The sequence below is a fragment of the Streptomyces sp. Y7 genome (assembly GCF_043195415.1).
GTDB lineage: Bacteria > Actinomycetota > Actinomycetes > Streptomycetales > Streptomycetaceae > Streptomyces.
This window is the reverse complement of the sequence record NZ_JBIDDQ010000011.1, coordinates 1-23,476: the sequence shown is the minus strand read 5'-3', so window position 1 is coordinate 23,476 and position 23,476 is coordinate 1. Positions and strand designations below refer to the sequence as shown.

At 67.1% G+C, this 23,476-nt stretch carries 22 protein-coding genes, 1 tRNA gene and 1 pseudogene; 10 read left to right on the top strand and 14 right to left on the bottom strand.

The window, feature by feature from the left end:
- Window positions 1-242: 242 nt before the first annotated feature.
- The 5 genes from ACGFW6_RS25690 to ACGFW6_RS25670 form a co-directional block, all read right to left on the bottom strand.
- Window positions 243-644, bottom strand: coding sequence for a hypothetical protein (locus tag ACGFW6_RS25690; RefSeq protein ID WP_393514283.1), 402 nt, complete (start codon window positions 642-644; stop codon window positions 243-245).
- Entirely contained in the window at window positions 641-1,099 is a 459-nt protein-coding gene (locus ACGFW6_RS25685; protein ID WP_393514280.1) for a hypothetical protein, read from the bottom strand. Before ACGFW6_RS25685 ends, ACGFW6_RS25690 begins: the two co-directional genes overlap by 4 nt.
- Window positions 1,100-1,186: 87 nt before the next feature.
- Entirely contained in the window at window positions 1,187-2,032 is an 846-nt protein-coding gene (locus ACGFW6_RS25680; protein WP_393514277.1) for a helix-turn-helix domain-containing protein, read from the bottom strand.
- A complete protein-coding gene (locus tag ACGFW6_RS25675) occupies window positions 2,029-2,769 on the bottom strand; it encodes a DUF6879 family protein (RefSeq protein ID WP_393514274.1) in 741 nt (246 codons plus the stop codon). The genes ACGFW6_RS25680 and ACGFW6_RS25675 overlap by 4 nt, the downstream gene beginning before the upstream one ends.
- Window positions 2,770-2,905: 136 nt before the next feature.
- Window positions 2,906-3,439 (bottom strand): hypothetical protein, encoded by a 534-nt coding sequence (locus tag ACGFW6_RS25670; RefSeq protein ID WP_393514271.1) that lies wholly within the window; start codon window positions 3,437-3,439, stop codon window positions 2,906-2,908.
- A gap of 137 nt (window positions 3,440-3,576) precedes the next feature.
- Here ACGFW6_RS25670 and ACGFW6_RS25665 point away from each other — a divergent pair, with 137 nt between their 5' ends.
- Together ACGFW6_RS25665 and ACGFW6_RS25660 are read left to right on the top strand one after the other, a co-directional pair.
- Window positions 3,577-4,227, top strand: coding sequence for a hypothetical protein (locus ACGFW6_RS25665; RefSeq protein ID WP_393514268.1), 651 nt, complete (start codon window positions 3,577-3,579; stop codon window positions 4,225-4,227).
- Window positions 4,228-4,243: 16 nt separating this feature from the next.
- Entirely contained in the window at window positions 4,244-4,588 is a 345-nt protein-coding gene (locus ACGFW6_RS25660) for a hypothetical protein (protein WP_393514265.1), read from the top strand.
- A gap of 60 nt (window positions 4,589-4,648) precedes the next feature.
- On the opposite strand, the gene ACGFW6_RS25655 is transcribed toward ACGFW6_RS25660, so the two are convergent.
- Entirely contained in the window at window positions 4,649-6,592 is a 1,944-nt protein-coding gene (locus tag ACGFW6_RS25655; protein WP_393514262.1) for an ATP-binding protein, read from the bottom strand.
- Between the two features lie 169 nt (window positions 6,593-6,761).
- On the opposite strand from ACGFW6_RS25655, the gene ACGFW6_RS25650 reads away from it, so the two are divergent.
- Window positions 6,762-7,484 carry a hypothetical protein gene (locus ACGFW6_RS25650; protein ID WP_393514259.1) on the top strand — a complete coding sequence of 241 codons (723 nt, stop codon included), beginning with the start codon at window positions 6,762-6,764 and terminating at the stop codon, window positions 7,482-7,484.
- 79 nt (window positions 7,485-7,563) lie between these two features.
- A pseudogene (locus ACGFW6_RS25645) lies at window positions 7,564-8,278 on the top strand (transposase); the annotation flags it as partial.
- Window positions 8,279-8,405: 127 nt separating this feature from the next.
- Here ACGFW6_RS25645 and ACGFW6_RS25640 read toward each other — a convergent pair.
- From ACGFW6_RS25640 to ACGFW6_RS25625, 4 genes are all read right to left on the bottom strand, one after another.
- Complete coding sequence (locus tag ACGFW6_RS25640; RefSeq protein ID WP_393514256.1) at window positions 8,406-8,786, bottom strand: hypothetical protein; 381 nt, start codon at window positions 8,784-8,786, stop codon at window positions 8,406-8,408.
- A 93-nt stretch (window positions 8,787-8,879) separates the two neighbouring features.
- Window positions 8,880-9,227: a hypothetical protein gene (locus ACGFW6_RS25635; protein ID WP_393514253.1), complete on the bottom strand. Its 348-nt coding sequence runs from the start codon at window positions 9,225-9,227 to the stop codon at window positions 8,880-8,882.
- 535 nt (window positions 9,228-9,762) lie between these two features.
- Window positions 9,763-11,415 (bottom strand): tyrosine-type recombinase/integrase, encoded by a 1,653-nt coding sequence (locus ACGFW6_RS25630; RefSeq protein ID WP_393514250.1) that lies wholly within the window; start codon window positions 11,413-11,415, stop codon window positions 9,763-9,765.
- Window positions 11,416-11,502: 87 nt separating this feature from the next.
- Window positions 11,503-11,575: transfer RNA gene (locus ACGFW6_RS25625), tRNA-Arg, on the bottom strand.
- 218 nt (window positions 11,576-11,793) lie between these two features.
- On the opposite strand from ACGFW6_RS25625, the gene ACGFW6_RS25620 reads away from it, so the two are divergent.
- Entirely contained in the window at window positions 11,794-12,381 is a 588-nt protein-coding gene (locus tag ACGFW6_RS25620) for an NADPH-dependent FMN reductase (protein WP_393514247.1), read from the top strand.
- A 238-nt stretch (window positions 12,382-12,619) separates the two neighbouring features.
- Here the strand turns inward: ACGFW6_RS25620 and ACGFW6_RS25615 are convergent, their stop codons facing one another.
- Both ACGFW6_RS25615 and ACGFW6_RS25610 read right to left on the bottom strand, forming a co-directional pair.
- On the bottom strand, window positions 12,620-14,302 hold the full coding sequence (locus ACGFW6_RS25615; protein ID WP_393514244.1) for an IclR family transcriptional regulator C-terminal domain-containing protein: 1,683 nt from the start codon (window positions 14,300-14,302) through the stop codon (window positions 12,620-12,622).
- A 372-nt stretch (window positions 14,303-14,674) separates the two neighbouring features.
- Window positions 14,675-15,955, bottom strand: coding sequence for a M6 family metalloprotease domain-containing protein (locus ACGFW6_RS25610; RefSeq protein ID WP_393514241.1), 1,281 nt, complete (start codon window positions 15,953-15,955; stop codon window positions 14,675-14,677).
- A gap of 292 nt (window positions 15,956-16,247) precedes the next feature.
- Here ACGFW6_RS25610 and ACGFW6_RS25605 point away from each other — a divergent pair, with 292 nt between their 5' ends.
- Window positions 16,248-16,892 (top strand): TetR/AcrR family transcriptional regulator, encoded by a 645-nt coding sequence (locus ACGFW6_RS25605; RefSeq protein ID WP_393514238.1) that lies wholly within the window; start codon window positions 16,248-16,250, stop codon window positions 16,890-16,892.
- Window positions 16,893-17,041: 149 nt separating this feature from the next.
- Window positions 17,042-18,583, top strand: a complete 1,542-nt coding sequence (locus ACGFW6_RS25600) for an MFS transporter (RefSeq protein WP_393514235.1) — start codon at window positions 17,042-17,044, stop codon at window positions 18,581-18,583.
- A gap of 115 nt (window positions 18,584-18,698) precedes the next feature.
- Here the strand turns inward: ACGFW6_RS25600 and ACGFW6_RS25595 are convergent, their stop codons facing one another.
- Entirely contained in the window at window positions 18,699-19,244 is a 546-nt protein-coding gene (locus ACGFW6_RS25595) for a MarR family winged helix-turn-helix transcriptional regulator (protein ID WP_393514233.1), read from the bottom strand.
- A gap of 125 nt (window positions 19,245-19,369) precedes the next feature.
- Here ACGFW6_RS25595 and ACGFW6_RS25590 point away from each other — a divergent pair, with 125 nt between their 5' ends.
- Window positions 19,370-20,155 carry a dioxygenase gene (locus tag ACGFW6_RS25590; protein WP_393514230.1) on the top strand — a complete coding sequence of 262 codons (786 nt, stop codon included), beginning with the start codon at window positions 19,370-19,372 and terminating at the stop codon, window positions 20,153-20,155.
- Window positions 20,156-20,180: 25 nt separating this feature from the next.
- Here ACGFW6_RS25590 and ACGFW6_RS25585 read toward each other — a convergent pair whose 3' ends face one another.
- Entirely contained in the window at window positions 20,181-20,711 is a 531-nt protein-coding gene (locus ACGFW6_RS25585; protein WP_393514227.1) for a GNAT family N-acetyltransferase, read from the bottom strand.
- Between the two features lie 201 nt (window positions 20,712-20,912).
- On the opposite strand from ACGFW6_RS25585, the gene ACGFW6_RS25580 reads away from it, so the two are divergent.
- Entirely contained in the window at window positions 20,913-21,911 is a 999-nt protein-coding gene (locus ACGFW6_RS25580) for an RNA polymerase sigma factor RpoD/SigA (RefSeq protein ID WP_393514224.1), read from the top strand.
- 388 nt (window positions 21,912-22,299) lie between these two features.
- On the top strand, window positions 22,300-22,959 hold the full coding sequence (locus ACGFW6_RS25575) for a TetR/AcrR family transcriptional regulator (RefSeq protein ID WP_393514221.1): 660 nt from the start codon (window positions 22,300-22,302) through the stop codon (window positions 22,957-22,959).
- The last annotated feature ends 517 nt before the right edge of the window (window positions 22,960-23,476 follow it).

Genomic DNA, 23,476 nt, shown 5'->3' with positions numbered 1-23,476 from the left:
GACAGCGCCGTTCCCGTTGAGCTGCAGCAGTTGGATCGCTGCGCGATGCGCTCGAAGGAAGAGGCCAGCAGCGAGACCACGTGCTCGGCCACTCACGCCCGCAGCATGCCGCCCCTTGTACTCGAATCAACCGGCGATTCGCCGGGTCCTACCGGGGTCGGGGGCGGCCGTCCCTGACGGGGGCAGGGACGGCCGTGCTGGCCCGCTGCCGGCGCGGTCGGCGACGCTGCCGGCAACGGGAGCTACATGCGCGTGCCGACCGCGATCCGTTCGTTGCACGCGAGGACCGGCATCGAGCGCATCAGGATGAGCAGCCGTCGTTCGTCCAGCTCCTCTACTGCCGCGAGGGTGTGAAGGCCGATGCCCACCATGCCCAGCACGAGGCCAAGGAACGCCCGCTGGGCGTCGTCGAGGCCTAGACCGTACAAACGGCCCATCAGTCCCTCCCAGCGGCACGCAGGACCGTTCTCACCCTCCACGATGAGGAGTCGGCGGACGCTGTCCAGAGCGAGAACCGTCCCCTCTTCCACCAGCGCCTGGGCGGCAGCGCGATCTCGGCCCTTCGCGGACGTCGCAATCAGCAGTTCGTCGAGCGTTGGAGTGCCAGTCTCGCCTGTAGCAGGCGCGGCCAGGGATGTGGTCATGATGCCTCCGCGGGGAGTCGGTACCCGCCAGGGCCGATCGCGGCGGCGAGCACTGCAGGGTCAGTGAGTAGCCCTGAACCATCGGGACGCGTGATCCACATGCGGCCGTCGATGTGCCAGCCCGTCGGGGGGCAGTGCAGGCGCCAGCCCGGTGGCTGCACCAGGAGCTGACGCACGTCGGCCATTTCCTCGGCCGCGTCGAGCGGGACCAGCCACCACAGCTTGTCGGCCTCGGGGTCGGCGAGGACCGGGCCCCGCTTCTGTGCGGGGATGCGCATGACGACGGGGTACCGGGTGGCGAGCTGCGCCTCGGCGACCAGCCAGTGAGCGCCGGAGGCGATCGGGGCGAGCGTCTCCGCGTCCCACGCCGTACGTACGAGGTCCGGGCGTACGGAGCAGTCGGCGAGCCACGCATCCCCGGCCTCGTACTGTTGGGCGAAGTTCGGTAGGGCCATGGCCAGGACCGTAGGCAAGGCGATTGCGGGTCTGTGCGGCGGTTGCGCGGGATTGCGCGCGTAGGCCGGGCCGTTGCCTCGGGTTGCTTACGACAGGTTGAGAGCGGCGCTCGCGCGGCCGATGAGCCGGTGCGCGGTGGTGTCGTACACGGCTGAGTCCGCGAGCCAGTCCCATGCCCGCTCGTACAGCGTGACCGATTCCTCGTCGTCGAGCCACATCTCTGTGCTGAGGGTCTCGACGATCACAAGGCGGCGGTCGTAGATCCAGAACCCGTGTGAAGGGCTGCGGCGCAGCTCGGCAGCGAAGGGGATGATGCCGAGCTGCACCGTGTCCATGCCGACCATGGAGCGGAGCCGGTCCAACTGCGCGGCCATGACCGGACGAGGAGCGTTCAAGGCGTACAGGGCGCCCTCCCAAAGCAGGACGCGGAAGCTGCGCTCAGGCTCGTACAGGGCCTGCTGGCGACGCATGCGGGCCCGGACAGCGTCCTCGATGTCCGCGGTCGGGACGCCGCGGAACGCGGCGTTGGCAGTGAACACGGCGCGCGCGTACTCGGGTGTCTGGAACAGCCCGGGGATTCGGATCACCTCGACGGCACGCAGCTCGTTCGTCTGCTCCGTCTCGACCAGTCCTTGTTCCTGGCGGGCGCGGTGGCCGTTGGAGTACTGCTTGCGCAGTGACCGGTAGCGGGTCTCAAGCCCGGCGAGGCGCCCGGTCAGTTCGGCTATGACGTCGGCCCGGCCGGCGGCTTCGGCCCATGCGGTGAGGTCGTCGCGGCTCGGGGTCTGCTTGCCGTTCTCCAGGCGGCTGACTTTCGAGCGTTGCCAGCCGAGGCGTTCGGCGAAGTTCTTGCCGTTCATGCCTGCCTCGGTGCGCAGTTCGCGCATGCGCGCACCGAGGGCGACGCGCCCGGATTGGTAGTCGCTGCTCACGCAGTGGAACGTACCCGCTCGGCGAAGTCGGCGGCAGTCAGCGCGTGATGCCAGGCGGCGTCGCGGGCCTGGCAGGCGGCGAGTACCTCGGTGGGGTCCTCGGAGACGATGACGCCCATGGTGGTGTCCTGCTCGTCGAACACGAATCGGAGCATGGTGCGGGAGTCGATGAGCCAGAAGTCGAACTCGGGAAGGCCTAGGCGCACGGCGTCCGCCCGCCACAGGTAGCGCACCTCGTCACCTGCGGCCACGCTGCTCGGTGCCCGCGTCAGCAGGAACTCCTGCCCTTCCGTGAGCGGCTGGTCAACGATCCGGACGCGGCCGAACGTCTTGCCTTGTGCGACCTGCTCGATGACGTTGCGGCGCCACGCGTCGGGTCCGTCGTGGGCGACGTCCTCGCCGGCCTTCCAGCGGGCCCACGCCTCGCTGCTTCGGTCGGTGGCGTAGCCGCGGCGGGTCTCCAGCCGCCACGCGGTGTGCTTCAGGTCGGTGAAGACGTGCGCCACGTCGCGGAACGGGATCACCTCGGATGGCGGGCTGTGCGGGGCGAAGCGGGCAAGGAGTTCGCGGGGCACCCGTACGAACGTCTCGGAAGGCTTCACGTCCCGCAGTTGGGCGATGTGCTCGGGGTCGGTGACGACGTCACCCTGCACGAGGATCTCGCCTGTGCCTTCCACCTCGTAGAGAGTAGGGCAGTCACCGCCGTCGCTGGTGGTGCCGAGGAACCTGAGCGCCATGTCGCCTCCGCGTCCTGGTGGGTTGAAGGTCCAGGATGCGGGGTGGCCGCACCGTATCGCTCGTGGATTGCTGCAGATTGCGGGCCGAGAGCGTCGGCCTCGGAATGCTCGCAATCGGGGGTCCCGACGGCTGCTCTCAGTGCTCAGCCGCAGCCTCATCAGCGGGCGGTGACTGAGTAGGGATCCGTGACATGCCGGTCTGTCTCGCGCGCGCGTTCCATCCTGCGCGAAAGAGGTCGTGCTGCATCGCCTCCATCTCTGCGGCCGTGGCTTCCATCTCGGCGACGGTGATCTTCGTGACTCTTTGCCCGAGCGTCCGCCTGAGAGGCTTCGCGGCCTCCATGCCGTTACCGTCTTCAGCACGCATGTAGAGCGAGTGCACGATCAAGTTCCGCTTGTCTTTAAGTACCTTCGCTCGGACGAGGCACCGCTGAACCTCGGCCACGTCCTCGGGGAGCATGTCAACGTCGTACGTCTTCAGAGCCAGCTCGCACAGTTCGATGAGCCGTGCCGTGCCCTCGGCGTTGGCCAGCTGGATGAGCGTGGGTTCGAAGGCGAGTTGTCCGAGGAGATTGTGAAGACCGAAGTCGAGGTTGGCGCCGGCCACGGTCACCCTTCCGACTGCTTCGAGGAACGGGTTGCGCTCTGGCGTGGCGGCGTTCGAGGTCATGGTGGGGATGCTAGAGCCGCTGACCAGGACAGTGCAGGCGAATATGGACCTCGCCTCAGCGGTCTGGTGGGCCCTAGGGCCTTCGCCCGGCCCGATGCACCCGAGGCCCCTCAGCACACAACGGCTACGCTCCCGCCATGGCGGCAGACTGGGGCGATGTAGCTGGCTGGGTAGGCGGAGTGGCTGGCGTGGCGGCTTTCGCAACGAGCGTGATCGGGCTGTTCAAGTCGGGAGACGCGAACCGCTTGGCTAAGGAGGCCAACGAGTTGTCGCGGGTAGCGAACGCCAAGAGCGCCGAGTCCAATCTCATCGCGCGAAAGGCAAACCGACTGTCCGAAGAGGCCAATGGGTTTGCGAGGGAAGCGAACGAGATGGCCGACCGCCAGGAACAGCGCAGCGTCGAGATCCATGACGTCCGTTGGGAAGGCAGCTGGGCAGCCCCCGGGGAGTACGTCGTGCTCCGGAGGGGGCGCAGCATTGCCTACAACGTGGTGGCTCAGGTCAGAGTCGACGAGGAGGAAGTGAGCATCGAGCGTGACGAGGTGGGGCCGGACGAACGGCTTCTCTTCGACTTTCCTCAAGCTCGTGCGACCTTGGTTGGTGAGAGAGCTGAATATCAGCGAGGGCGGAGCAGAGCATCATCGCACCCTTACGGTGTTGCGTACGTGAACGCCTTTGAGTTCTGGAATCACGAGATCGAGGAAGTCGTGCAGTGGCAGACGGAGAGTGGAGCCCCGAAGGAGCACAGGGAGAGCTTCTCCATGTCGTCTTTGGGTGACTTGGAGTGACCCTACGTTGGTTGGCGTGACGAAGTCCCTGCCCGGCCAGAATGACCGTTCAGACGCGGGCCAAACCAGAGAGGCGGATCCAGTGGGCTTCGATGCAGAACGATCAGCGCGCATCGCTGCCATGCAGGAAACCGCCCGACCCGTCTGGGAGGCAACCGGCGACACGGACGCACTCCAGCGGTTTCTCAAGGACAACGGGTGCCACGGAGTGGAAGCCGTGTTCGTGACCAGTGGCCTGCTGCACTGCGATATTGCCCAAGCTCAACGGGCCTTCATTAACGCCCCGTGCCGCGACGCCGAACGCCGCTTCCACAACCACGCCATGGACCTGCTCGAAGAGACCGCCGACCACGACGCCTAACAGTGCCAGCGGCCCGGCAAATGCTTTGACTCAGCCATTAAGACTCCACCGACCTGTTCCTCAGGATGCCTCTTCCTCGCCTTGAATACTCCCTGGAAGGAACTGCGCATACTTCCGGCGGAGGAAGTCAATGGCCTCATCTCGTGTGGGGTCGACTTGCAGCTTGTCCTGGTAGAAATGCAGCGCTCTTCTGCGCTCTTCGATAATTGCCCCCCAATGCTTAACCCAAATGCGCAGATCCAGATCATCATCCTCGTGGATCAACCCTACAGGCTGACCCTTCTTGCGGGACAGGCGCCGAATGTCATCACTAACTGTATTTGCCACGAGGATGAAGTCCCATTTAGTTTCAACATCTCGGAACCGTTCATCGTTGGCGACAGCCATAGCGTAAGATTCAATCTGTTGCCGCTCTTTGTATCCCGCGATAACAGACGGCCTTTTCAGTTCAACAATGAGATGATGCTGATGCTCGCTATCTTGAATGGTCTTCGACAGCATGAGATCAACAATTGCCGTCTTGCGATCTTCAAGCTTCACATCAGCTATGTTCAGCGTGTCGCGCCCGAGGTACTCAAGGTGCCGCTTTAGGACTACCTTGATGCTTTGATCATCTACGCCCAATTGATACTGTTCGCCGAATACCCAAGCCTCCGCCGCGAGGATCCGATGAAGTTGACTTCGCTCCAATACTTCTTTCTTGAGATCGGCGTCGAAGAGGAGAAGCTCCAGGCTGCGCAGAAAGTCGAGTCGGTCGGCCACAGTCTGAGCTGAGGAGATCACTGATGCAAGCGAGGCACGATCGAGTAGCACCGCTAGGTCATCTAGCTCTTGGTTACTCAGATCGAGGACATCGCGTAGTACCTTTTTCAGGGAGGTAGGAGAGTGCTCGAGAGATTCGCGAATGAGCCTGAGCGACAATTTCTTAGCGGCCGGTTCGGAGCCAATGCCGGGGATCGCTTGAACTGCCACGACGTCGAAGAGGTCACGCTTGACCTCTTCCAGTGGAGTAGTCGGGGTCCCTGAGAAGGGGTATACCTGTTCGGCACGCCACTGATCGACTACCAGCTGCCTGCGTTCCTTAGCCCGCTCCCTGAAGTACTTCCGTAGCTCTGCCCGAGCCGAGTCTAGAATTGGCCCATAGCGCGCGTGCCCAAGCTCCGCCAATACGACTTCAGATCCCTGAAATCCATGCCACGTGATGTATGCAGAGAAAGAGAACCCCGGCGCCTGAATCCCTGCCTTGTACTCGGCTAGCGCAGCTCCGCTGGCATCGCAAAAGAAGATTTCATTCGGCCAGTCTTGCTTCCATTCCACGATTTCTAGAGTTGGCGACTTCTGGTCGTTCTCGTCGGGAGAGGGCAGCGCAATCTGCTTTATTCTGTCAATAACTTCATCAGGAGTTACGGCCCTGCCGTCGTAGACCAAAGAGACGTCGCGGAACCTGTTCAGATAGCGCGCGAACTCCTTCGCGAGCCTACTTTGCGCCTTCTCACTCTTCAGGCTCACCAGGGATCCTGAAGTCCCTTCCACAGCGACCTTCGTGCCCGTTTCGTCCCTGCTGCCAAGTGGGTCGCTAATACTGAATCGCTCGGGGGTGGTCGAATTGGCTCGGATCTGATATCGAATTCGACCATTGACGTCATCGACCACGGTAGTCCAAGTAACACTTGGGCCGAGCGCGAATGCCCTAAATCGCCCTTCGCCGTTACTGCCATGCAGAGGCCGTTTATGACGCCTAGTGACTCTGGTCTGGGACTTCCAAGATCCTCCGAGGCTGCCGAACTCGTGCTCACTCTCGGATCGCTGAATTCCGAGCCCATTATCCTCTACCAGGATCGACTCGACGCCATCCATGTCATTTCGGCGTAGGAATACCTTGACTTCCTTCGCGTCCGCATCTAGGGAATTCCAGATCAACTCAAAGATGGCGTGCAGCGGTTTAGTGGGGCGCACTAACCGCTCAATATGATCTCTGCGCACCTCAACAGTCACGTCCGGCATAAAGGTATGCTTCCATAGAGCCTTTCGGCGGTCTATGGGGCACGCGTAAAGTCAAGCGTATGTTCGAATGTTCGTGACCTTGCTCCAGGACTGTCCCGCAATGATCACCTTCGACTGTCTGCGTGGCGCCACGGGCTCCGGTGGGGGTTGAATGCCTGCGGTGACGGACTTGACGCAGGCGATCGATGCCCACGGGGCGACCGAACGAGTGCCGGTGCTCTTGGAGCAGGTAGAGCGCGCGGAAACCACGGAGGCATGGGCTGAGCTGTGGGACCGCCTCTGCCTTCATGGAGAGAGCGTGTCTTCGGCCGGCTTCGGGGCGCTTCCACGCCTGGCAGCGCTGGCCCCAAGAAGCGACCAAGCCCTAGAACTGGCTGGCGCGATCATGCGGGGCGTCCTTCGGCACCACGACGGCGAAGCTCTGATCGAGGACTGCACAGACGTCATCGCCACCTTGCGAGAACTGGCAGACCAGCAGCTCCGGGCGCGTCCTTCCAACTACCACCGGGTCTTCTGCGACCTACTCGCGTTTGCCGGCCAGTATCACTGGAGCGCGGCCCTGGAGGATTTCACCGATGATTTCTACACCGTGCGCTGTCCCCACTGCGATGTCGAGGTGACCGTCGCCATCGGCGACTACGGCCACTACTCGGCGATCCGCGACTGGGATCTGGGCGACGTCGAGCAGCGTGCCCTGCGGCCGGCGCCAACCGAGGAGCTGCTCGACCCGGGCCGATGGATGCGCGCCACGACTGTCCGCGACGGGGAACTCCGACTCGCCGAGGGTATCCGCCATCTGTTCGGCCGGGCGGAGTGCCCGCGCTGCGCGAGCATGTTCGGCATCGCGGAGGCCTACACGGTCGCCAACCTCCCTCCCGCTTCGGAGGCTTAACTGCCTGTGAGAGGAGCCGTGCGCGGCCTGCCATGATCTTGGAATGGCTGGTGTGATCACGGCGTCGGAGTCCTTTTGAATAGCTCCGTTCACCGGGTTGAGCCCTCGGGCGTTCGAGAAGTGGCTTATCCAGCTCCGCCGCGAGGGAGCCGACGACGCGCGGCCAGGTCGCCCCTGGTCTCTCCCGCTGGAAGACCGGCTCCTGCTGGTCGCGGCATACTGGCGCACCAACTTGACCCTGCGACAGCTCGCGCCGCTGTTCGGAGTGTCCAAGTCGGCGGCGGACCGGATCGTCGGCCACGTCGGGCCCATCCTCGCGCTCCACCAGCGCAAGCGGTTCCGCCGTGACGCTGTGCTGATCGTGGACGGCACGCTCGTGCCGACGCGCGACCACGCGGTCGCCGAGCAGTCGAAGAACTATCGCTACTCGACCTACCACCAGGTGGTCATCGACGCCGATACCCGCCTGGTCGTCGCGGTCGGCCGACCAGTCCCGGGCAACCCCAACGACTGCAAGTCGTGGGCGGAGTTCGGCGCCGCGGCTGCGGTAGGCAACACCACCACGATCGCCGACGGCGGCTACCAGGGCACCGGCGTCGTCATCCCGCACCGACGCCCGCGGGCAGCGACGTGTGTGAGTGGAAGAAGGAGCACAACCGTTCCCACAAGCAGGTCCGCGCACGCGTCGAGCACGTCTTCGCCCGCATGAAGACCTGGAAGATCCTCCGTGACTGCCGCCTCAGGGGGACGGCGTTCATACCGCCATGCTCGCCATCGCCCGCCTGCACAACCTGCTGCAGACCGCGCAGCCGTCCACTCCTCCGGACGCTCAGCCCACCAGGCGCCCATCAAAGATCAATTGCGGGACAGCCCTTAAGTTAGGTTCCAGTAGGGCAATTGCCGACCATCTTGAAATGAATACTAAGTAACGCGATACCCAAACATGACAAAGATTACGAGTCCAGAAATAAACAGACCCAACTGCAGCAGCCAGGGAATTCGAAGACTCCAATCGTTGATGTTCTTGGTGCCGGAAAATATTATGCCGGAGATGGCCAGCATTGCCCAAACCCCGCAGAATATGGCTCCCAAGAAGAGAATCCATGAGATTTGAAGGTACTGCAAATCTGCATCAGTCACCAGCGGCTTTTCCACCTTGTTTGCTTTATCCTCGACTAGCACCCAGTCTCGCTTGGAGAACGTCAGTGAAATAGCGAGTATGCCTGACGAAAGAGTAATAACGGAAGTTATGGCATCCTTCGCTGTGGCCGTTGCGTCTTTCGCTGACGTCGAGGTCGACATACCCTTCTCCCTTACCGTTTGGGCATACCTCAGACAGTACTGGCTTCTCCCCTCGTGCCGTGGTGACGCACCCATCTCGCCTTCCGCTAGACCTCACATTTGCGGCTCTTTCTGAGTTGCCTTAGTTCTGTAACACAAAGGTGGGAGCGGGCATAGTGACTGCATAACCGACGTAACGGATTCGTTATCCATTTTCGCCGCCCCGCGAATTCTTGCCCGGTATTCAAAGGCTCCGCTAGCCTTCATGAGCGCCTCCTTCGCGTCTTCAATCAAGGTCGACCTCTCCGCTTCGGGAGTATTTTGAATCCTTTTCGTCACTTTCTTCAGCAGATCTACTATCGTAGCCTCGGCATCGTCGGTCAATGTCAGCGATTTGGAATACTCTTCATAAATGCTCAGCAGTGCGGGATGCACTCCGGAGAATTGAGACTCTCCGCCCATAGTGAATTCTCCTTTGTGAAGCCACTGAGACGTTGCGAGAACTCAGAGTCGCCCATGGATGGGAATTGAGAGAATTTGGCACTATCCGTACCGTGATCGGCCGATTCGCCTCGGCAGGCCTCCAGGATAGGACCGGAGTTGAACGTTGGCATCTCGACGACAACCGTGAGCACGCTTACGAACGCTGTTGGTGGTCCAGAGGACTGTGTGCAGGGCCGCCGCTCATCTGCGAGATCGTCATTACGAGCCCGCCGCCTGGCCGCGTTTGAGTGACATGAACGGGGCTGAATGAGACGAAATGTGAGACGGTTCCGCGGGACTGAGCTGGTCCAGGCTGACATCCGCGGGTGACATCAACGACGCCGGACGACAACGCACTTGCACGTCCAGGCGTGGACTACGCAGCCACAGAACTCCGGGGCCGTGCAGGGCAGCGATCGAACTCCTAAAGCGGTGATACTTCGCCGGACTCGCCGCGCGCCGGCGCAGGTAGCGTTGCGCCTCCGTCTGCGTGGTGAAGAGCATTACGCGGCCCTTACATGGCATCGGCGGACTCCTCCCAATGCCGGCGGACGACAGCTCGGCGTCCGCGGCTGACCTCGATCAGGCCGTCTTTCTTCAGCTGGGTGAAGGCGCGGTGAGCGGTGCCGACCGACACGCTATGAGCTTGGGCGATGTCACCAACGGTGGGGACCTCCTCGCCCGACAGCATCGTGCCATCCTTGATGGCATTCGCGAGATCCCTCGCGATCACTTCCCAGGGAGCGAGAGCGCGCGGTGGGGCGGGCTCCATCCTGATGGTCCGGCCGGTAGGGCTTACAGCTGCGTCCGGCTGGCCCTGGACCTCCGCCTCGCACTGGCCGCACAGGGCCACGACGCCATCCTCGGTCACCTGGAGCATTGCCCATAGCGATTCGTTGCCGCACTCGCAGAGCAGGCGTAGCCCGTTGATGACCGTGGTCACTGGCTGCTCTGCGAGTAGCCCCTTGGGCACCGGGAGCTGCTTGGCGAAGGCGGTGACAGCCTGGCGGTCGGAGCTCGCCAGGAACGCCGCGTAGTACTTGAGCGTGGTCGCTCCTCCGCCGCCATGCCCTACTCGGCCTGCGACCGTCCGGACGTCGGCGCCGGCGCGCAGGAGTTCGGTCACGTTGTAGGCGCGCAGATCCTTCAGGCGATGGGTGTGGATCTTCAGCTTCTTCGCGAGGCGACGGTATCGCTGGCTGACGCTTCCGGGCACGAGCGGGACGGTGCCGTCGGCTTCGCCTGAGAACACGAAGGCGTCGCGGGCGAGTTCACCGCCGAGTACCTTGCAGCGTTCCTCGGCCCGGGACCGGTGGGCGGCCAGCACGGAACGCGTGACCACATCGATGGCCTGCCTACGGTGCTGGTGGGTCTTGGTGTCCTTGATCCTGCGACCGTTGTTGGAGTGCTTCACGACGAGTTCGAGACGCTCGAGGTCGATGTCCGACCAGCGCAGGGCGCACATCTCACCGCGGCGCGAGCCGGTGACCATCTTCATGAACAGGAACGTTCCCCAGTCCAGGTCTTTCGGCCAGGCGGTGTTCAAGACCAGCGCAGCTTCCTCGGGAGTGGGTGGGTCGGGGTTCGGCTTGGGTTGGGATGGCGGCTCGGCGAGGGTCGCCACGTTCGTCGTCACGTAGCCCCATCGCAGGCCGCGGTTGAGCGCCGGCCGCAGGGTGAAATGAATCTTGCGGACGGTGTTCGGGGCTAGGGGCTCGCAGAGGTGCTTCTGCTTCGTCTTGGGGTCGGCCTTGCCGTTGCGCCGGCCTTCGCACTGTTCCTGACACTGCCCGAGACGGGCGTAGAACAACTCCAGCATCTCGACGGTCAACTTGCCTGCCTTGAGGTCGCCGAACGTGGGCTTGAGGTGGTTGCGGATGATGCCCTCGGTCCGTTCGTACGACGTCTCGTCGAGTCCCGCGACGCCCAACCACCGGTCGAGCAGGAACGACATGGTCACCTGCGTCTTGGGGTGGCGGTTTTCGTCGACCTGGTGGAGGAGCTTCGTGCGAACCTTCTCGGCCTCGACCTCCGTCTCGGCCTGCTCGTGGAGATAGAGATCCTTCTTCGTGAGAGGGTCACGCCCGGCGTAGACCCGGACCTGGAAGCCGGCCCCGTTGGGGCGGATGCTGCCGCGCTGACGTCGCTTGTTCTTGGTGTTCGCCATGGTTCTGGAACCTATTCATGGTTAATGCCATGGCTACGACGAACAGCGCGCCTACCTGGAAGAGGTAAACGCGCTGGTCAGACAGTGTGCCCCCGGCAGGATTCGAACCTGCGACACCCGCTTTAGGAGAGCGGTGCTCTATCCCCTGAGCTACGAAGGCGGAAGGTGCCCTGACAGCGTAGCGGATTCGTTCCCCGGGGTTCGCCCTGGTTGTCGGTGATCGGTGGAGGGCTTGGTGATCACCGGTGGGTGGGCGGCACAGCAGGGCCGGTCGTGCTTGACCTCAAGTTTGCTTGAGATTTTACGTTGCTTTCGCGGGGCCAGGCACAGATGCCCCGCGACCAGCTCTGACCGTCGTCTCGGAATCGAGGTACACCCATGTCCGTGCCCCCGCTCAAGATCGGCGTACTCGTCGGCAGTGTTCGGCCCGGGCGGTTCGCCGACCGTGTCTCGGGGTGGTTCCTGTCCGAGATCGAGCGCCGTGAGGATATGGAGACGCATGTCATCGACCTGTCCGCGCCCGACCTCGCCTCCGAGCTCAAGCTCACCCTGGAGCAGTCCGACGGCTCCGGTGACGCTCCGACGCTCGCCCAGCGCATCGGCGGGCTCGACGGGTTCGTCGTCGTGACGCCCGAGTACAACCACGGCTACCCGGCGTCCCTGAAGCTCGCCATCGACTACGTCTACCGGGAGTGGCGTGCCAAGCCCGTCGGCTTCGTCTCCTACGGCGGCATGGCCGGCGGACAACGCGCCGTCGAGCAGTTGCGTCAGGTCTTCGCGGAGCTGCACGCCGTGACCCTGCGCGACACCGTCAGCTTCCACATGGCCTGGGAGCAGTTCGACGACGACGGGCATCCCCATGATCGGGACGGCACCGCCAAGGCCGCCTCCGTGCTGCTGGACCAGCTCGCCTGGTGGGGGCTCACCCTGCGCGAGGGCCGCGCCGCCCGGCCGTACGACGGCTGAGGTGGTTCGACCGTATGGACGGCTGAGGTGGTTCGACCGTATGGACAGCTGAGGTGGTTTGAGCGTATGGAGGGTCGAGGTGGTGGAGGGCGTCGTCAGGCCGGCCGCACCCGAGCCTCGTATCCCCACCGGGGCGGGAAGCGGCGGCCGTTGCGGGAATGCCACTGCCCCCGGCATGCGGCGAAGGGCCTCGTCGAGAGACGGCCCCGTCCCCGCCGGCCCACTCGCACACCCACCCTCACCCCACCCCAACCCCCCCAAACCGCCCCGCCACCCGGAGGTCGCCCTCCACTCGTCCCGCCGTTTCGACCAGCTCGGGCAGGACCTCCCGTACGCACTCCTCCACCGAGCGTCGAGCCGCGTGCATCGCCACGTTCAGGGCCGCGACCACTCGGCCCGTGCGGTCGCGGACCGGGACTGCCACTGAGCGCAGGCCCGCTTCGAGTTCCTCGTCGACCAGGGCGTATCCGTGGGCGCGGACCTGGGACAGGGCCGACTCCAGGGTCGCGGGGTCGGTGATCGTGCGGGCGGTCAGGGGGTGCAGGTCGCGCAGGGCGGAGGCCACGTGGCCGTCGCCTTCCGGGAGATCGGCGAGCAGGACCCGGCCCATCGACGTCGCGTACGCCGGCAGCCGCGTGCCGATCGTGATGTTCACGCTCATCACGCGGCTGGTCGCGGCCCGCGCGATGTACTGGATCTCCTGGGCCGACGGCGTCAGCACCGCCAGGGACGCCGACTCGTGGACCCGGTCGGCGAGTTCGGCCAGGTGCGGGGTCGCGATCTGGGCCAGGGACGTGCGGGACAGGGGCGGGTAGCCGAGGGACAGGACGCGGGGAGTCAGGGAGAAGGCCCGGTTGCCCGACGGGCTCACCAGGCCCAGATGTTCGTACGTGATGAGCGCGCGTCGGGCCGTCGCCCGCGCCAGCCCCGTCGCGTTCGCCACGTCCGTGAGCGTCAGCTCGGACCGGCCCTCGCCGAACGCGGTCAGCACGGTCAGCCCGCGCGCCAGCGACTCGACGAACTCCCTGCCCAGTTCCTGCTTGGAGGCGCCGGTCCAGGTCGCGAGGCCCGCCGGCGCGGTCGCCGGGCGCGGGTCCGGGGCGTCGCGCAGCTCGCGTTCCATGTCCGCGACCGCCGCCCGCAGGCGGGGGAGGAGTGTGTCGCGCAGGTCGGCTGCGGTGTGCCGGCTGGTGTGGCTCACCACGTTCGCCACGCAGGCGATACGGCCGCCCGCCCGCGGATCCCGTACCGGTACGGACACCGCGACCAGCCCCGGCTCGATCAACTGGTCGTCCAGCGCCCAGCCGTCCTTGCGTGCCCGCGCCGCCCTGCGTTCGAAGTCCTCGTCGAAGGACGGGTGCGACTGCCACGGTACGGCCGGGAAGCCGCGGTCGTCCGGGTCCGCCGCCCGGCGCTCGCGCCACGCCTGCCACTGCGCGTCCGACCACTCCGTCGCGAACAGCGGGCCCGGCGAGGTGCGTTCGGCCGGGAGCAGGTCACCGATGCGGAAGCTGAGGGACATCGCGCGGCGGCGGGTCGCCTGATGGATGAAGCGGATGCCGTCGCGGTCGGCCACCGCCAGGGACACGGACTCGTCGAGCTCGTCGGCGAGGGCGTCCGCGTGGGAGGCCAGGAGGGCCGGCAGGGCGAGGGCGGCCAGGTAGGCGTTGCCCAGTTCCATCACGCGCGGGGCCAGCACGATGTCGCGGCCGTCGAGGCGGACGTATCCCATGCGCGCGAGCGTGGAGGTGATCCGGTCCACCGTCGAGCGGGCCAGGCCGGTGCCGCGTTCCAGTCCGCTCGCGCTGAGCGTCCCGCCGGCCTCGGTCAGGCGCCGCAGCACCGTCACACCCCGGATCAGCGGCGTGACCGCCTCCGCGGGCACGGCACGGTCGTCGTCCAGGGTCGTCTTCGCGGGCATCGGCTCTCCGTACGGCGTTCGCGGCAGCCTCAACCGTAATCCGCCCCGCGCGCGGACGCGGCGACCTGGGGGTACGCCGACGTATCAATGTCCCTGCCCAAGGCACCCCCCCGATGTCCCTGCCCAAGGCGCCCCCCGATGTCCTGCCCAAGGCGCCCCCGATGCAGCCCGCCGGCCCCCGCCAGCCCTCGATACCGCTGCCGTCCCTGGCGGCCCGCGATGCCGCTGCCGGATCCCCGGCCCCTCCCGCCGCCGTCCCCGTTCTCCCCGTACCTCGCCGGATCCCCGGCCCCTCCCCGCCGCCGTCCCCGTTCTCCCCGTACCTCGCCGGGTCCCCGCCCCCTCCCCGCCGCCGTCCCCGTCCCCGCCGTCCTACCCCCGACTCACCTTCACCCGGTAACTCCCCGTCAGATCCACCCCCAGCACCGTCACCCGCACCCCTCGCTCCTCGTCCCGGAACTCCTCCCCGGGGGCGAACGTGGCGTCGGAGAGTTCGGCGTGGACGTTCGGGCTGCGGGTGCAGCCGCCGCTGTCCTCGTGGGAGTCCTGGACCTGCACCGGTCCCATGCCGGTGTCGACGTCCGCGTCGACCTTGTAGATGAGGACGCCGGGGCGGCACACGGACTCGTCGTTGCCCTCGCGGGTGCGCAGTTCCAGGGCGTAGCCGGTGCGGCGGCTCAGCGGGACGAAGACCAGTTTCGGGCCGCCCTCGCGGGCCAGCGGTGTCAGGGCGTACTCGGTGGTCCCGGGCTTCGACGCGCACCGTACCTGTGCGCCGTCGAGCCAGCCCAGCTTCCACTTGTGCCAGCCGAGGAGGTCGTTGTTGGCCCCCCAGTCCTCGCTCATGATGTCCCAGTGGCCCACCGCGCCCCCGCCCTCGGCGGTGTAGAGGTCGGGCAGGCCGAAGACATGGCCGTTCTCGTGGGGGAGGACCCGGTAGCCGGTGCGGTGGTAGGTGCCGGAGCCGTCGTCCTGGCGGGAGTAGACGAAGGACGCGTTGGCCACCGAGACGCCGTCGGCGACCGGAGCCTCGGTGTTGCCCGCGAAGGTCACCGACAGGACCGTGTCCAGGGCCGACGGGCCGGCGTTCGGGGTCACCAGGACGTTGAGGAAGTCGTACTCCCGGAAGTCGACCTTCGGGTCGGCGGCGACCACGATGTCCTGGACCAGCCGCCGGTACCCGGGGTCGAAGGGCGCGCCGCGCTCTATGCCGTAGGCCCGGAAGGACTTGGGCATGCGCAGCCAGCCGGGTATCGGGGTCTCGGGGCGGTAGTCGAGGCGGCCGTAGGAGCTGGTGCGGAACCAGTCCTGGGTCTGTGGGAAGAACTCGTCGAAGCGGTCGAGCGCGCGGCCCGGACCGGGCGCGTCGGGGAAGTCGACCATGACGGTGAGGGCGCGGACGGTGCCGGTGGAGCGCGAGTAGCCGCGTGCTGTCGGCATTCCTTCGGACATCTGGATGGTCGGCTGGCCGGTGATCATGCAGGGGCGCAGGGCGGAGGGGTGCTCCGGCGAGATGGGGCCCGCCCCGGCCACCGTCGAGGTGCCCGCCGTGAGGTGCCCGGTGCCGGCCGCGGTGCTGACCGCGAAGGTCAGGGCGGTCACGGAGGCGAGGGCGGCGACACGGCGGGGGCGTATCCGACGGCTCGGCTGCATGCATGGGCCCTTCAGTCCATGGCAGCCCGCCGGCCTGCGCGCTGCACCCTCTCGATCACCCTGTGTCGGGGGGTGCGCGGGCGCGCGCTGGAAGAGCCCGAACGTGGGTTTCTTCCGGAGAAACGCATACCTCGGCGATTGTGACTCAGGTCACATGGAATCTTTTCCCGGTCGGGAAATAACCGGGGATCGTCTCCCCGTTTAGTCATGTGTCCGCGCGAAACGGGGACAGCTTCCCCGGATCGCAACCCGGCGGCCACCACCGCCACCCCAGCAGCATCAGGAGTACGCCGTGCAGACCGTGACCCCCGTAGCGCGCAAGGCGCCCCGGCCCCGCGCCGACGCCCTGCGCAACCGGGAGCGGATCGTCACCGCCGCCCGGGAGATGTTCGTCGAGTTCGGCCCCGATGTGCCGCTCGACGAGATCGCCCGCCGGGCCGGCGTCGGCAATGCCACGGTGTACCGCAATTTCCCCGACCGCGACGCGCTGGTCCGCGAGGTCGTCTGCTCCGTCATCAACCGTACGGTGGCGGCGGCCGAACTCGCGCTCACGCAGACCGGAGACGCCTTCGAGGCTCTGGAGCGTTTCGTGCACGCTGCCGCCGACGAGCGGATCAGCGCGCTGTGCCCGATGGTCCAGAGCACCTTCGACCAGAACCACCCGGACCTGGAGGCCTCGCGCGAGCGGTGCGAGCGCCTCGTCGGAGCGATCATGGACCGCGCCAAGGCGGCCGGCCAGCTCCGCTCCGACGTGGACGTCGGCGACGTCATGATCGCCGCCGCCCAGCTCAGCCGGCCCCCGGCCGGTACCGGGTGCGACATCGCCGACCGCTACGTCCACCGTCATCTCCAGCTGTTCCTCGACGGACTGCGGGCCCCGGCCCGTTCGGTCCTGCCCGGCACGGCGCTGACCATGGAGGACCTGCGCAAGGCCTGACCTGACCGCTCGGTTCAGAGCATCACGGCAGTCACCACACCGTACGCAGCCATATCGATCGATCACTGCATCTCACCGGCCGTCACAGCCGACGAGCCGTCCCCTTTCCTTCGCTTTTTCCGTCACGAAGTCCCGGAGTGGGTACACCCATGTCTGAAACAGCCGCGAAGGCTCCCGGCCGCGCCCTCGGCGCCGCCGATCCCAATCGCTGGAAGGCGCTCGCGTTCATCGCGATAGCCCAGCTGATGGTCGTCCTCGACGCGACCATCGTGAACATCGCCCTGCCCTCCGCCCAGCAGGACCTGGGCATCTCCGACGGCAACCGGCAGTGGGTCGTCACGGCCTACGCCCTCGCCTTTGGTGGTCTGCTGCTGTTCGGCGGACGCATCGCCGACCTCTGGGGCCGCAAGCGCGCCTTCGTCGTCGGTCTCGGCGGCTTCGCCGCGGCCTCCGCTCTGGGCGGCGCCGCCACCAACGAGGCCATGATGTTCGGTGCCCGCGCCCTGCAGGGTGCGTTCGGCGCGCTGCTCGCCCCGGCCGCCCTCTCCCTGCTCGCCGTGATGTTCACGGACGCCAAGGAGCGCGCCAAGGCCTTCGGCATCTACGGCGCCATCGCCGGTGGTGGCGGTGCGGTCGGTCTGATCCTCGGCGGATTCCTCACCGAGTACCTGGACTGGCGCTGGACGTTCTTCGTGAACATCCCGTTCGCCATCGTCGCCGCGGCCGGTGCCTGGTTCGTCATCCGTGAGCCCGAGGGCGGCCGCAACCGCTCCGCGCTCGACATCCCCGGCGTGATCCTTTCCACCCTCGGTCTGGTCTCGCTGGTCTACGGCTTCACCCGCGCCGAGTCCAACGGCTGGGGCGACTCCACGACCATCGGCATGTTCGTCGCCTCCGGCGTGCTGCTGCTGGCCTTCGTCCTCGTCGAGTCCAAGGTCAAGGCCCCGCTTCTGCCGCTGCGCGTGGTCACCGAGCGCAACCGCGGCGGTGTCTACCTCTCGCTCGGCCTCGCGATCATCGCGATGTTCGGCCTGTTCCTCTTCCTCACCTACTACCTCCAGATCGTCAAGGGCTACTCGCCGGTCAAGACCGGCTTCGCCTTCCTGCCGATGATCGCGGGCATGATCACGGGTTCCACCCAGATCGGCACCCGTCTGATGACCCGGGTCGCGCCGCGCCTGCTGATGGGCCCCGGCTTCCTGGTCGCCGCCCTCGGCATGCTGCTGCTGACCCAGCTGGAGATCGGCTCCTCGTACGCCGCGGTCCTGCTGCCCGCGATGCTGCTGCTCGGCCTCGGTATGGGTACGGCGTTCATGCCGGCCATGTCCCTGGCCACCCAGGGCGTCAAGCCGCAGGACGCCGGTGTCGCCTCCGCGATGGTCAACACCTCGCAGCAGGTGGGCGGCGCCATCGGTACGGCCCTGCTGAACACGATCGCCGCCTCGGCGACCACGTCCTACATCGCCGACCACATCGCCGGCGCGTCCAGCAAGTCCCAGCAGCAGCTGGTCCAGCTGGAGGGCATGGTGCAGGGCTACACCAGCGCCATCTGGTTCGCCGTCGGCATCCTGGTGGTCGCCGCGGGCATCGCGCTGACCTTCGTCAACGCCGGCCGCCCGGGCGGCTCGACGGTGGCCTCCTCCGAGGAGGGCGCCGAGGACGAGGTGGCGGTGCCGGTCGTCGCGCACTAGTCGCGCCACGACGACCGCCCGGTCGTACCCCTTGGGACCAGGCGTACGTACGGGGATGGGGACGCTCCGTACGTACGGCCTTCAGGGCCTGCCCCGGCCTCGCTGAATGAGCGGTTCAGCGGAGCCAGGGCAGGTCCGCACCCGCTTCCGTCGGCTGCAGGCCCTCGGCGACGATCCGCATGATCTCGCCGAGGGCCTTCTGCTGTTCCCCGGTGAGGCGGTCGAACATCGCCTGGCGCACGGCGTCCACATGGCCCGGCGCGGTCTCCTTCAGCACCGCCACACCCGCGTCGGTCAGCACGGCGAACTGGCCCCGCTTGTCGTCGGGGCAGTCCTCGCGCCTGACCCAGCCGTTCTTCTCCAGCCGGGCGATGGCGTGCGAGAGCCGGGACCGGGTGATCTTCGCGTACATCGCCAGCTCGGTCATCCGCAGCCGGCGGCGCGGCGACTCGGCGAGCTTGACCAGCAGGCCGTAGTAGATGTGCGGCATGCCCGCGTCCCGCTGGAGCTGGCGGTCCAGGTGGTCCTCCAGCAGGGTGACCGCGTCCAGGTAGGTGCGCCAGACCCGCTGCTGCTCGTCGGTGAGCCAGCGGGTCTCCTGCGTGGGCGCGGACGGGGCCGAGGCGGACGCGGGCGGCGCGGGGGTCGATGCCGTATTCATGTACTCCACTGTACGAGAGCTCTCCTTGAAATTTTAACTACCTGGACGTACGGTTTCCCCGGTAAGGAATGTTTAGACTTAAAGCACCTGGGTCCGGTTTCAGGTCTCCGGAGGGAGTCGACGTCATGTCCGCCGCCGCACAGGAGCGCATGCCCGCCCTCTACCTCAGCCACGGCGCCCCACCGCTCGCGGACGACCCGCTCTGGCCCGGCGAGCTCGCGGCCTGGTCCGCCGGTCTGCCGCGCCCCAAGGCGATCCTCATGGTCTCCGCCCACTGGGAGGAGGCCCCCCTCGCCATCGGCGCCACCGAACGCGTTCCTCTCGTCTACGACTTCTGGGGCTTCCCGGAGCACTACTACCGGGTGACCTATCCGGCCCCCGGCGCACCCGAGCTCGCCGCCTCCGTACGCAAGCTGCTGCGCGCCCCCGGCACCCCGGTGCAGGACATCCCGGACCGCGGCCTCGACCACGGCGCCTACGTCCCGCTCGTCGAGATGTACCCCGAGGCGGACATTCCCGTCCTCCAGGTCTCCATGCCGACCCTGGACTCCGTCGAGCTGATGGAGATCGGGCGCAAGCTGGCGCCGCTGCGCGACGAGGGCGTGCTGATCGTCGGCTCCGGCTTCTTCACCCACAACCTGGCCGCACTGCGGCAGGGCGGCATCCCCGCCTGGTCCGTGGAGTTCGACGACTGGGGCCGCCGGGCGCTGGAGAGCCGCGACTGGGACGCCCTGCTGGACTTCCTGCACAAGTCCCCGGCCGGCCGTTACGCCCACCCGCGCACCGAGCACTTCGCTCCGCTCTTCGTGACGATGGGCGCGGCGGACGCCGCCGGTGAGCAGGAGGCGCAGAAGTCGGTGATCGACGGGTTCTGGATGGGGCTGGCGAAGCGGTCGGTGCAGTTCGGCTGAGAGCTCCCCGTCGGACCCGGCGGGCTCACAGCTCCTTCTCGTACCAGGCCACGTCCCAGTAGCGGCCGAACTTGCGGCCCACCTCGCGGTACGTGCCGACGTGCCGGAAGCCGAACCGCTCGTGCAGCCGCACGGACGCCTCGTTCGGCTGCGCGATGCCCGCGTAGGCGCGGTGCAGGTCCTCGCCGGCGAGGGCCTCGAACAGGGCCTTGTACAACAGGGTGCCGATGCCGCGCCGGGCGGCGTCCGGCGCGAGGTACACGGTCACCTCGACCGAGGTCGCGTACGCGGGCTTCGGCCGGTGGGGGCTGGATGTGGCGTAGCCGAGAATCCGCTGTGAGTTGCCCGTGGAGACCTGCTCCGTGGCAACCATCAGGCGGTACGGGCCGTCTTCAGGGTGGGAGAGCAACCAGGGGCGGCGCTCTTCCGGCGTGAAGACCGCGGTATCGAAGGTGAGGGGCGTCTCGCGCACGTAGTGGTTGTAGAGGGCGGTGAGGGCATCGAGGTCACTCTCGACCCCTGGCCTGACCTGCACCTCTGTACGTCCCGACGGCATCGGTCCTCCTCTGTGGCCGGGCAGGATACTGCAAGATCAGAAAAATAGGGGGGCGCGTTGGGAATTCTGTCCTGATTCCAGTCGTTGTTTCCATCGAACGCGGGGCACTCGACAAGAGTCCCGAACGTTCACGAACCACCGCCCGCCCTCCCCTTCTCTCGAGTGCGCTCGAGCGGGGGACACCACCGCAAGGGAGCACGCATGGCAACCCGTGCCGTCGCCCGTCGTCAGTCCGCCAACGGCGAGACCACCGACGCGGCACGCAGTGTTCGCGCCCATGGCGGCGAGATCGCGGACCGCGACCTGGTCGGCATGTACCTCGACGAGATCGCGCGTACGCCGCTTCTCGACGCAGCCAAAGAGGTAGAGCTGTCGCAGGTCATCGAGGCGGGTGTGTTCGCCAGGCAGGTCCTCGACGGGTATGAGGAGGCCAAGGCCGACGCCACCCGTGACGAGCTCGAAGCCCTGGTCGAAGACGGAGAGCGTGCCAAGGACGTCTTCATCCGCTCCAACCTCCGCCTGGTCGTCGCGGTGGCCCGGCGCTACCCGCGCAGCGGCCTGCCCCTGCTGGACCTGATCCAGGAGGGCAACGCCGGACTCGTGCGCGCGGTGGAGAAGTTCGACTACCGCAAGGGCTTCAAGTTCTCGACGTACGCGACCTGGTGGATCCGTCAGGCCATCACGCGCTCGATAGCCGACCAGTCCCGCACCATCCGTCTCCCCGTCCACCTGGTGGAGGAGCTCGGCCGGATCCGCCGGGTCCAGCGCGAGTTCAACCGGGAGCACGGCCGGGACCCCGAGCACACCGAGATCGCCGCCGAGCTCGGCTCGACGCCGGAGCGCGTCGCGGACGTCCTGGACTGGGCCCGTGACCCGGTCTCCCTCAACATGTCGGTGGACGACGAGGGCGAGACCCAGTTCGGCGACCTGCTCGAGGACACCTCGGCGGTCTCCCCCGAGCAGTCCGTCCTCACCCTCCTGCGCAGCGAGGAGCTGGACGACCTGATCGGGCGCCTCGACCAGCGCACGGCGTCCATCATCAAGATGCGCTACGGCATCGAGGACGGCCGGGAACGCACCCTGACCGAGGTCGGCAAGGAGCACGGTCTGACCCGCGAGCGCATCCGTCAGATTGAGAAGCACGCCCTGCTGGAGCTGAAGAAGCTGGCGCGCAGCACCGGCTTCGACGCGGCCGCCTGACCCCTCCGGCGGGAGGGGCGGTGGCGTACTCCCCGCGGCGGGCGCGTACGCCCGGTGGCCAAAGACCGCGCAAACATGGCGATGTAACGCCGCTTCAATGCACAGGCCACCGGGAACAAGACTTCCGGGCAAGGGAGTTCGGGTCCCGAGGCGAGCGGCCCCGGGTCCCCGGACGAGACCGACCGACCACCACAGACCAAGTCCCGACGCACTCCCCCCGGCGCCGGGACTTCCCACGAGCCGGGCTTCGGCGCCTATCCCCCCTGGGTGCCGGGGCCCGGCTCTTCTTGCGCCCGGACACACCGGACGGGCGGGTCACCCCGTACCTGAACCACGGGGTGGCCCGCCCGGATGGCAGATTGTGCCACATGGGCATAGCCTGCCGAACGTGACCAGCCCCACCCCCGCACAGCCCCCGGCCACCTCGTCCCCGTCCCTGACGGAGCGGCGCAAGGCGGCCACGCGCATGGAGATCGCCCGCGCCGCGGCCGCGCTCTTCGTGCGACGGGGCCTGCGGGCCACCCGAGCCGAGGACATCGCGCAGGCCGCCGGCATCGCGCCGCGCACCTTCTACCGCTACTTCGCCACGAAGGAGGAGGCGGTCTCCCCGCTCTACGCCGTCGGCGCCGACCGCTGGACCCAGGCGGTCCGCGACGCCCCCGCCGACCTGCCGGTCCCGCAGGCCCTGGAACACGCCCTGCGGCACACCCTGACCCCCGGCGATGGCGTCTCGGAGTCCTCCTGGCAGTGGGCCCGCACCCTCGTGCGCCTGGCCGTGTCGAACCCGGCCCTGCGCAAGGTCTGGGCCGAGGTCTGCCACGACTCGGAGACGAAACTGGCCGAGGTTCTGGCCGAAAGAAACGGCTCCGACAACGTTGCCGCCCACCACTTCGCCGCCGCGGTGGCCGCGGCGTCGGTCCGTGTGGCCGTGGAGACCTGGGCAACGGGAGACGACCCCGCGGACGGCCCCCAGGGCCCGGCGGCCCAGGCCCTGCGCAATCTGGATGCCCTGAGGAACTTCCCCTGGGAAACGATCACAGCGCAGTGAGCCGGCCGACGCGTTCGGGTACGGCCGTGTTTCGGCTGCGGGTCCGTCGTGGCTGGTCGCGCAGTTCCCCGCGCGCCTGCGGGGCTGGGCCGGATTTCGGCTGCGGGTCCGTTGTGGCTGTTCGCGCAGTTCCCCGCGCCCCCGAGAAGGGCGTTGCAGTGGGCGTGTGTCCAGAGGTGACCGTCGCCGTTAGGGCCGTCGCGCAGTTCCCCGCGCCCCCAAGAAGGGCGTTGCAGTGGGCGTGTGTCCAGAGGTGACCGTCGCCGTTACGACCGTCCGCGCAGTTCCCCGCGCCCCTGAATAGCAGGGGGTTGCAGTCCACCTGCGCCACGACGTGACCGCTGCCGTCACCACCGTTCGCGCAGTTCCCCGCGCCCCTCAAAGCAGGTGGGCCTGCGCCACGATGCGCCTGTGGGCGCCGGCGGCGAGGAGGGGGCGTGCCGGGGGGTGTCCGCCCGCAGCGGCGGGCGTCAACGAACAGCACATCTGGAGCCACAGCAACCGCCCGACCGAGGAC

Bases quoted from the DNA above. Each gene is read 5' to 3' on its own strand.
- ACGFW6_RS25630 (WP_393514250.1), bottom strand. From the start codon at position 11,415: ATGGCGAACACCAAGAACAAGCGACGTCAGCGCGGCAGCATCCGCCCC.
- ACGFW6_RS25620 (WP_393514247.1), top strand. From the start codon at position 11,794: ATGTCCGTGCCCCCGCTCAAGATCGGCGTACTCGTCGGCAGTGTTCGG.
- ACGFW6_RS25665 (WP_393514268.1), top strand. From the start codon at position 3,577: ATGGCGGCAGACTGGGGCGATGTAGCTGGCTGGGTAGGCGGAGTGGCT.
- ACGFW6_RS25640 (WP_393514256.1), bottom strand. From the start codon at position 8,786: ATGTCGACCTCGACGTCAGCGAAAGACGCAACGGCCACAGCGAAGGAT.
- ACGFW6_RS25685 (WP_393514280.1), bottom strand. From the start codon at position 1,099: ATGGCCCTACCGAACTTCGCCCAACAGTACGAGGCCGGGGATGCGTGG.
- ACGFW6_RS25670 (WP_393514271.1), bottom strand. From the start codon at position 3,439: ATGACCTCGAACGCCGCCACGCCAGAGCGCAACCCGTTCCTCGAAGCA.
- ACGFW6_RS25580 (WP_393514224.1), top strand. From the start codon at position 20,913: ATGGCAACCCGTGCCGTCGCCCGTCGTCAGTCCGCCAACGGCGAGACC.
- ACGFW6_RS25690 (WP_393514283.1), bottom strand. From the start codon at position 644: ATGACCACATCCCTGGCCGCGCCTGCTACAGGCGAGACTGGCACTCCA.
- ACGFW6_RS25675 (WP_393514274.1), bottom strand. From the start codon at position 2,769: ATGGCGCTCAGGTTCCTCGGCACCACCAGCGACGGCGGTGACTGCCCT.
- ACGFW6_RS25600 (WP_393514235.1), top strand. From the start codon at position 17,042: ATGTCTGAAACAGCCGCGAAGGCTCCCGGCCGCGCCCTCGGCGCCGCC.
- ACGFW6_RS25635 (WP_393514253.1), bottom strand. From the start codon at position 9,227: ATGGGCGGAGAGTCTCAATTCTCCGGAGTGCATCCCGCACTGCTGAGC.
- ACGFW6_RS25610 (WP_393514241.1), bottom strand. From the start codon at position 15,955: ATGCAGCCGAGCCGTCGGATACGCCCCCGCCGTGTCGCCGCCCTCGCC.
- ACGFW6_RS25655 (WP_393514262.1), bottom strand. From the start codon at position 6,592: ATGCCGGACGTGACTGTTGAGGTGCGCAGAGATCATATTGAGCGGTTA.
- ACGFW6_RS25615 (WP_393514244.1), bottom strand. From the start codon at position 14,302: ATGCCCGCGAAGACGACCCTGGACGACGACCGTGCCGTGCCCGCGGAG.
- ACGFW6_RS25585 (WP_393514227.1), bottom strand. From the start codon at position 20,711: ATGCCGTCGGGACGTACAGAGGTGCAGGTCAGGCCAGGGGTCGAGAGT.
- ACGFW6_RS25595 (WP_393514233.1), bottom strand. From the start codon at position 19,244: ATGAATACGGCATCGACCCCCGCGCCGCCCGCGTCCGCCTCGGCCCCG.
- ACGFW6_RS25590 (WP_393514230.1), top strand. From the start codon at position 19,370: ATGTCCGCCGCCGCACAGGAGCGCATGCCCGCCCTCTACCTCAGCCAC.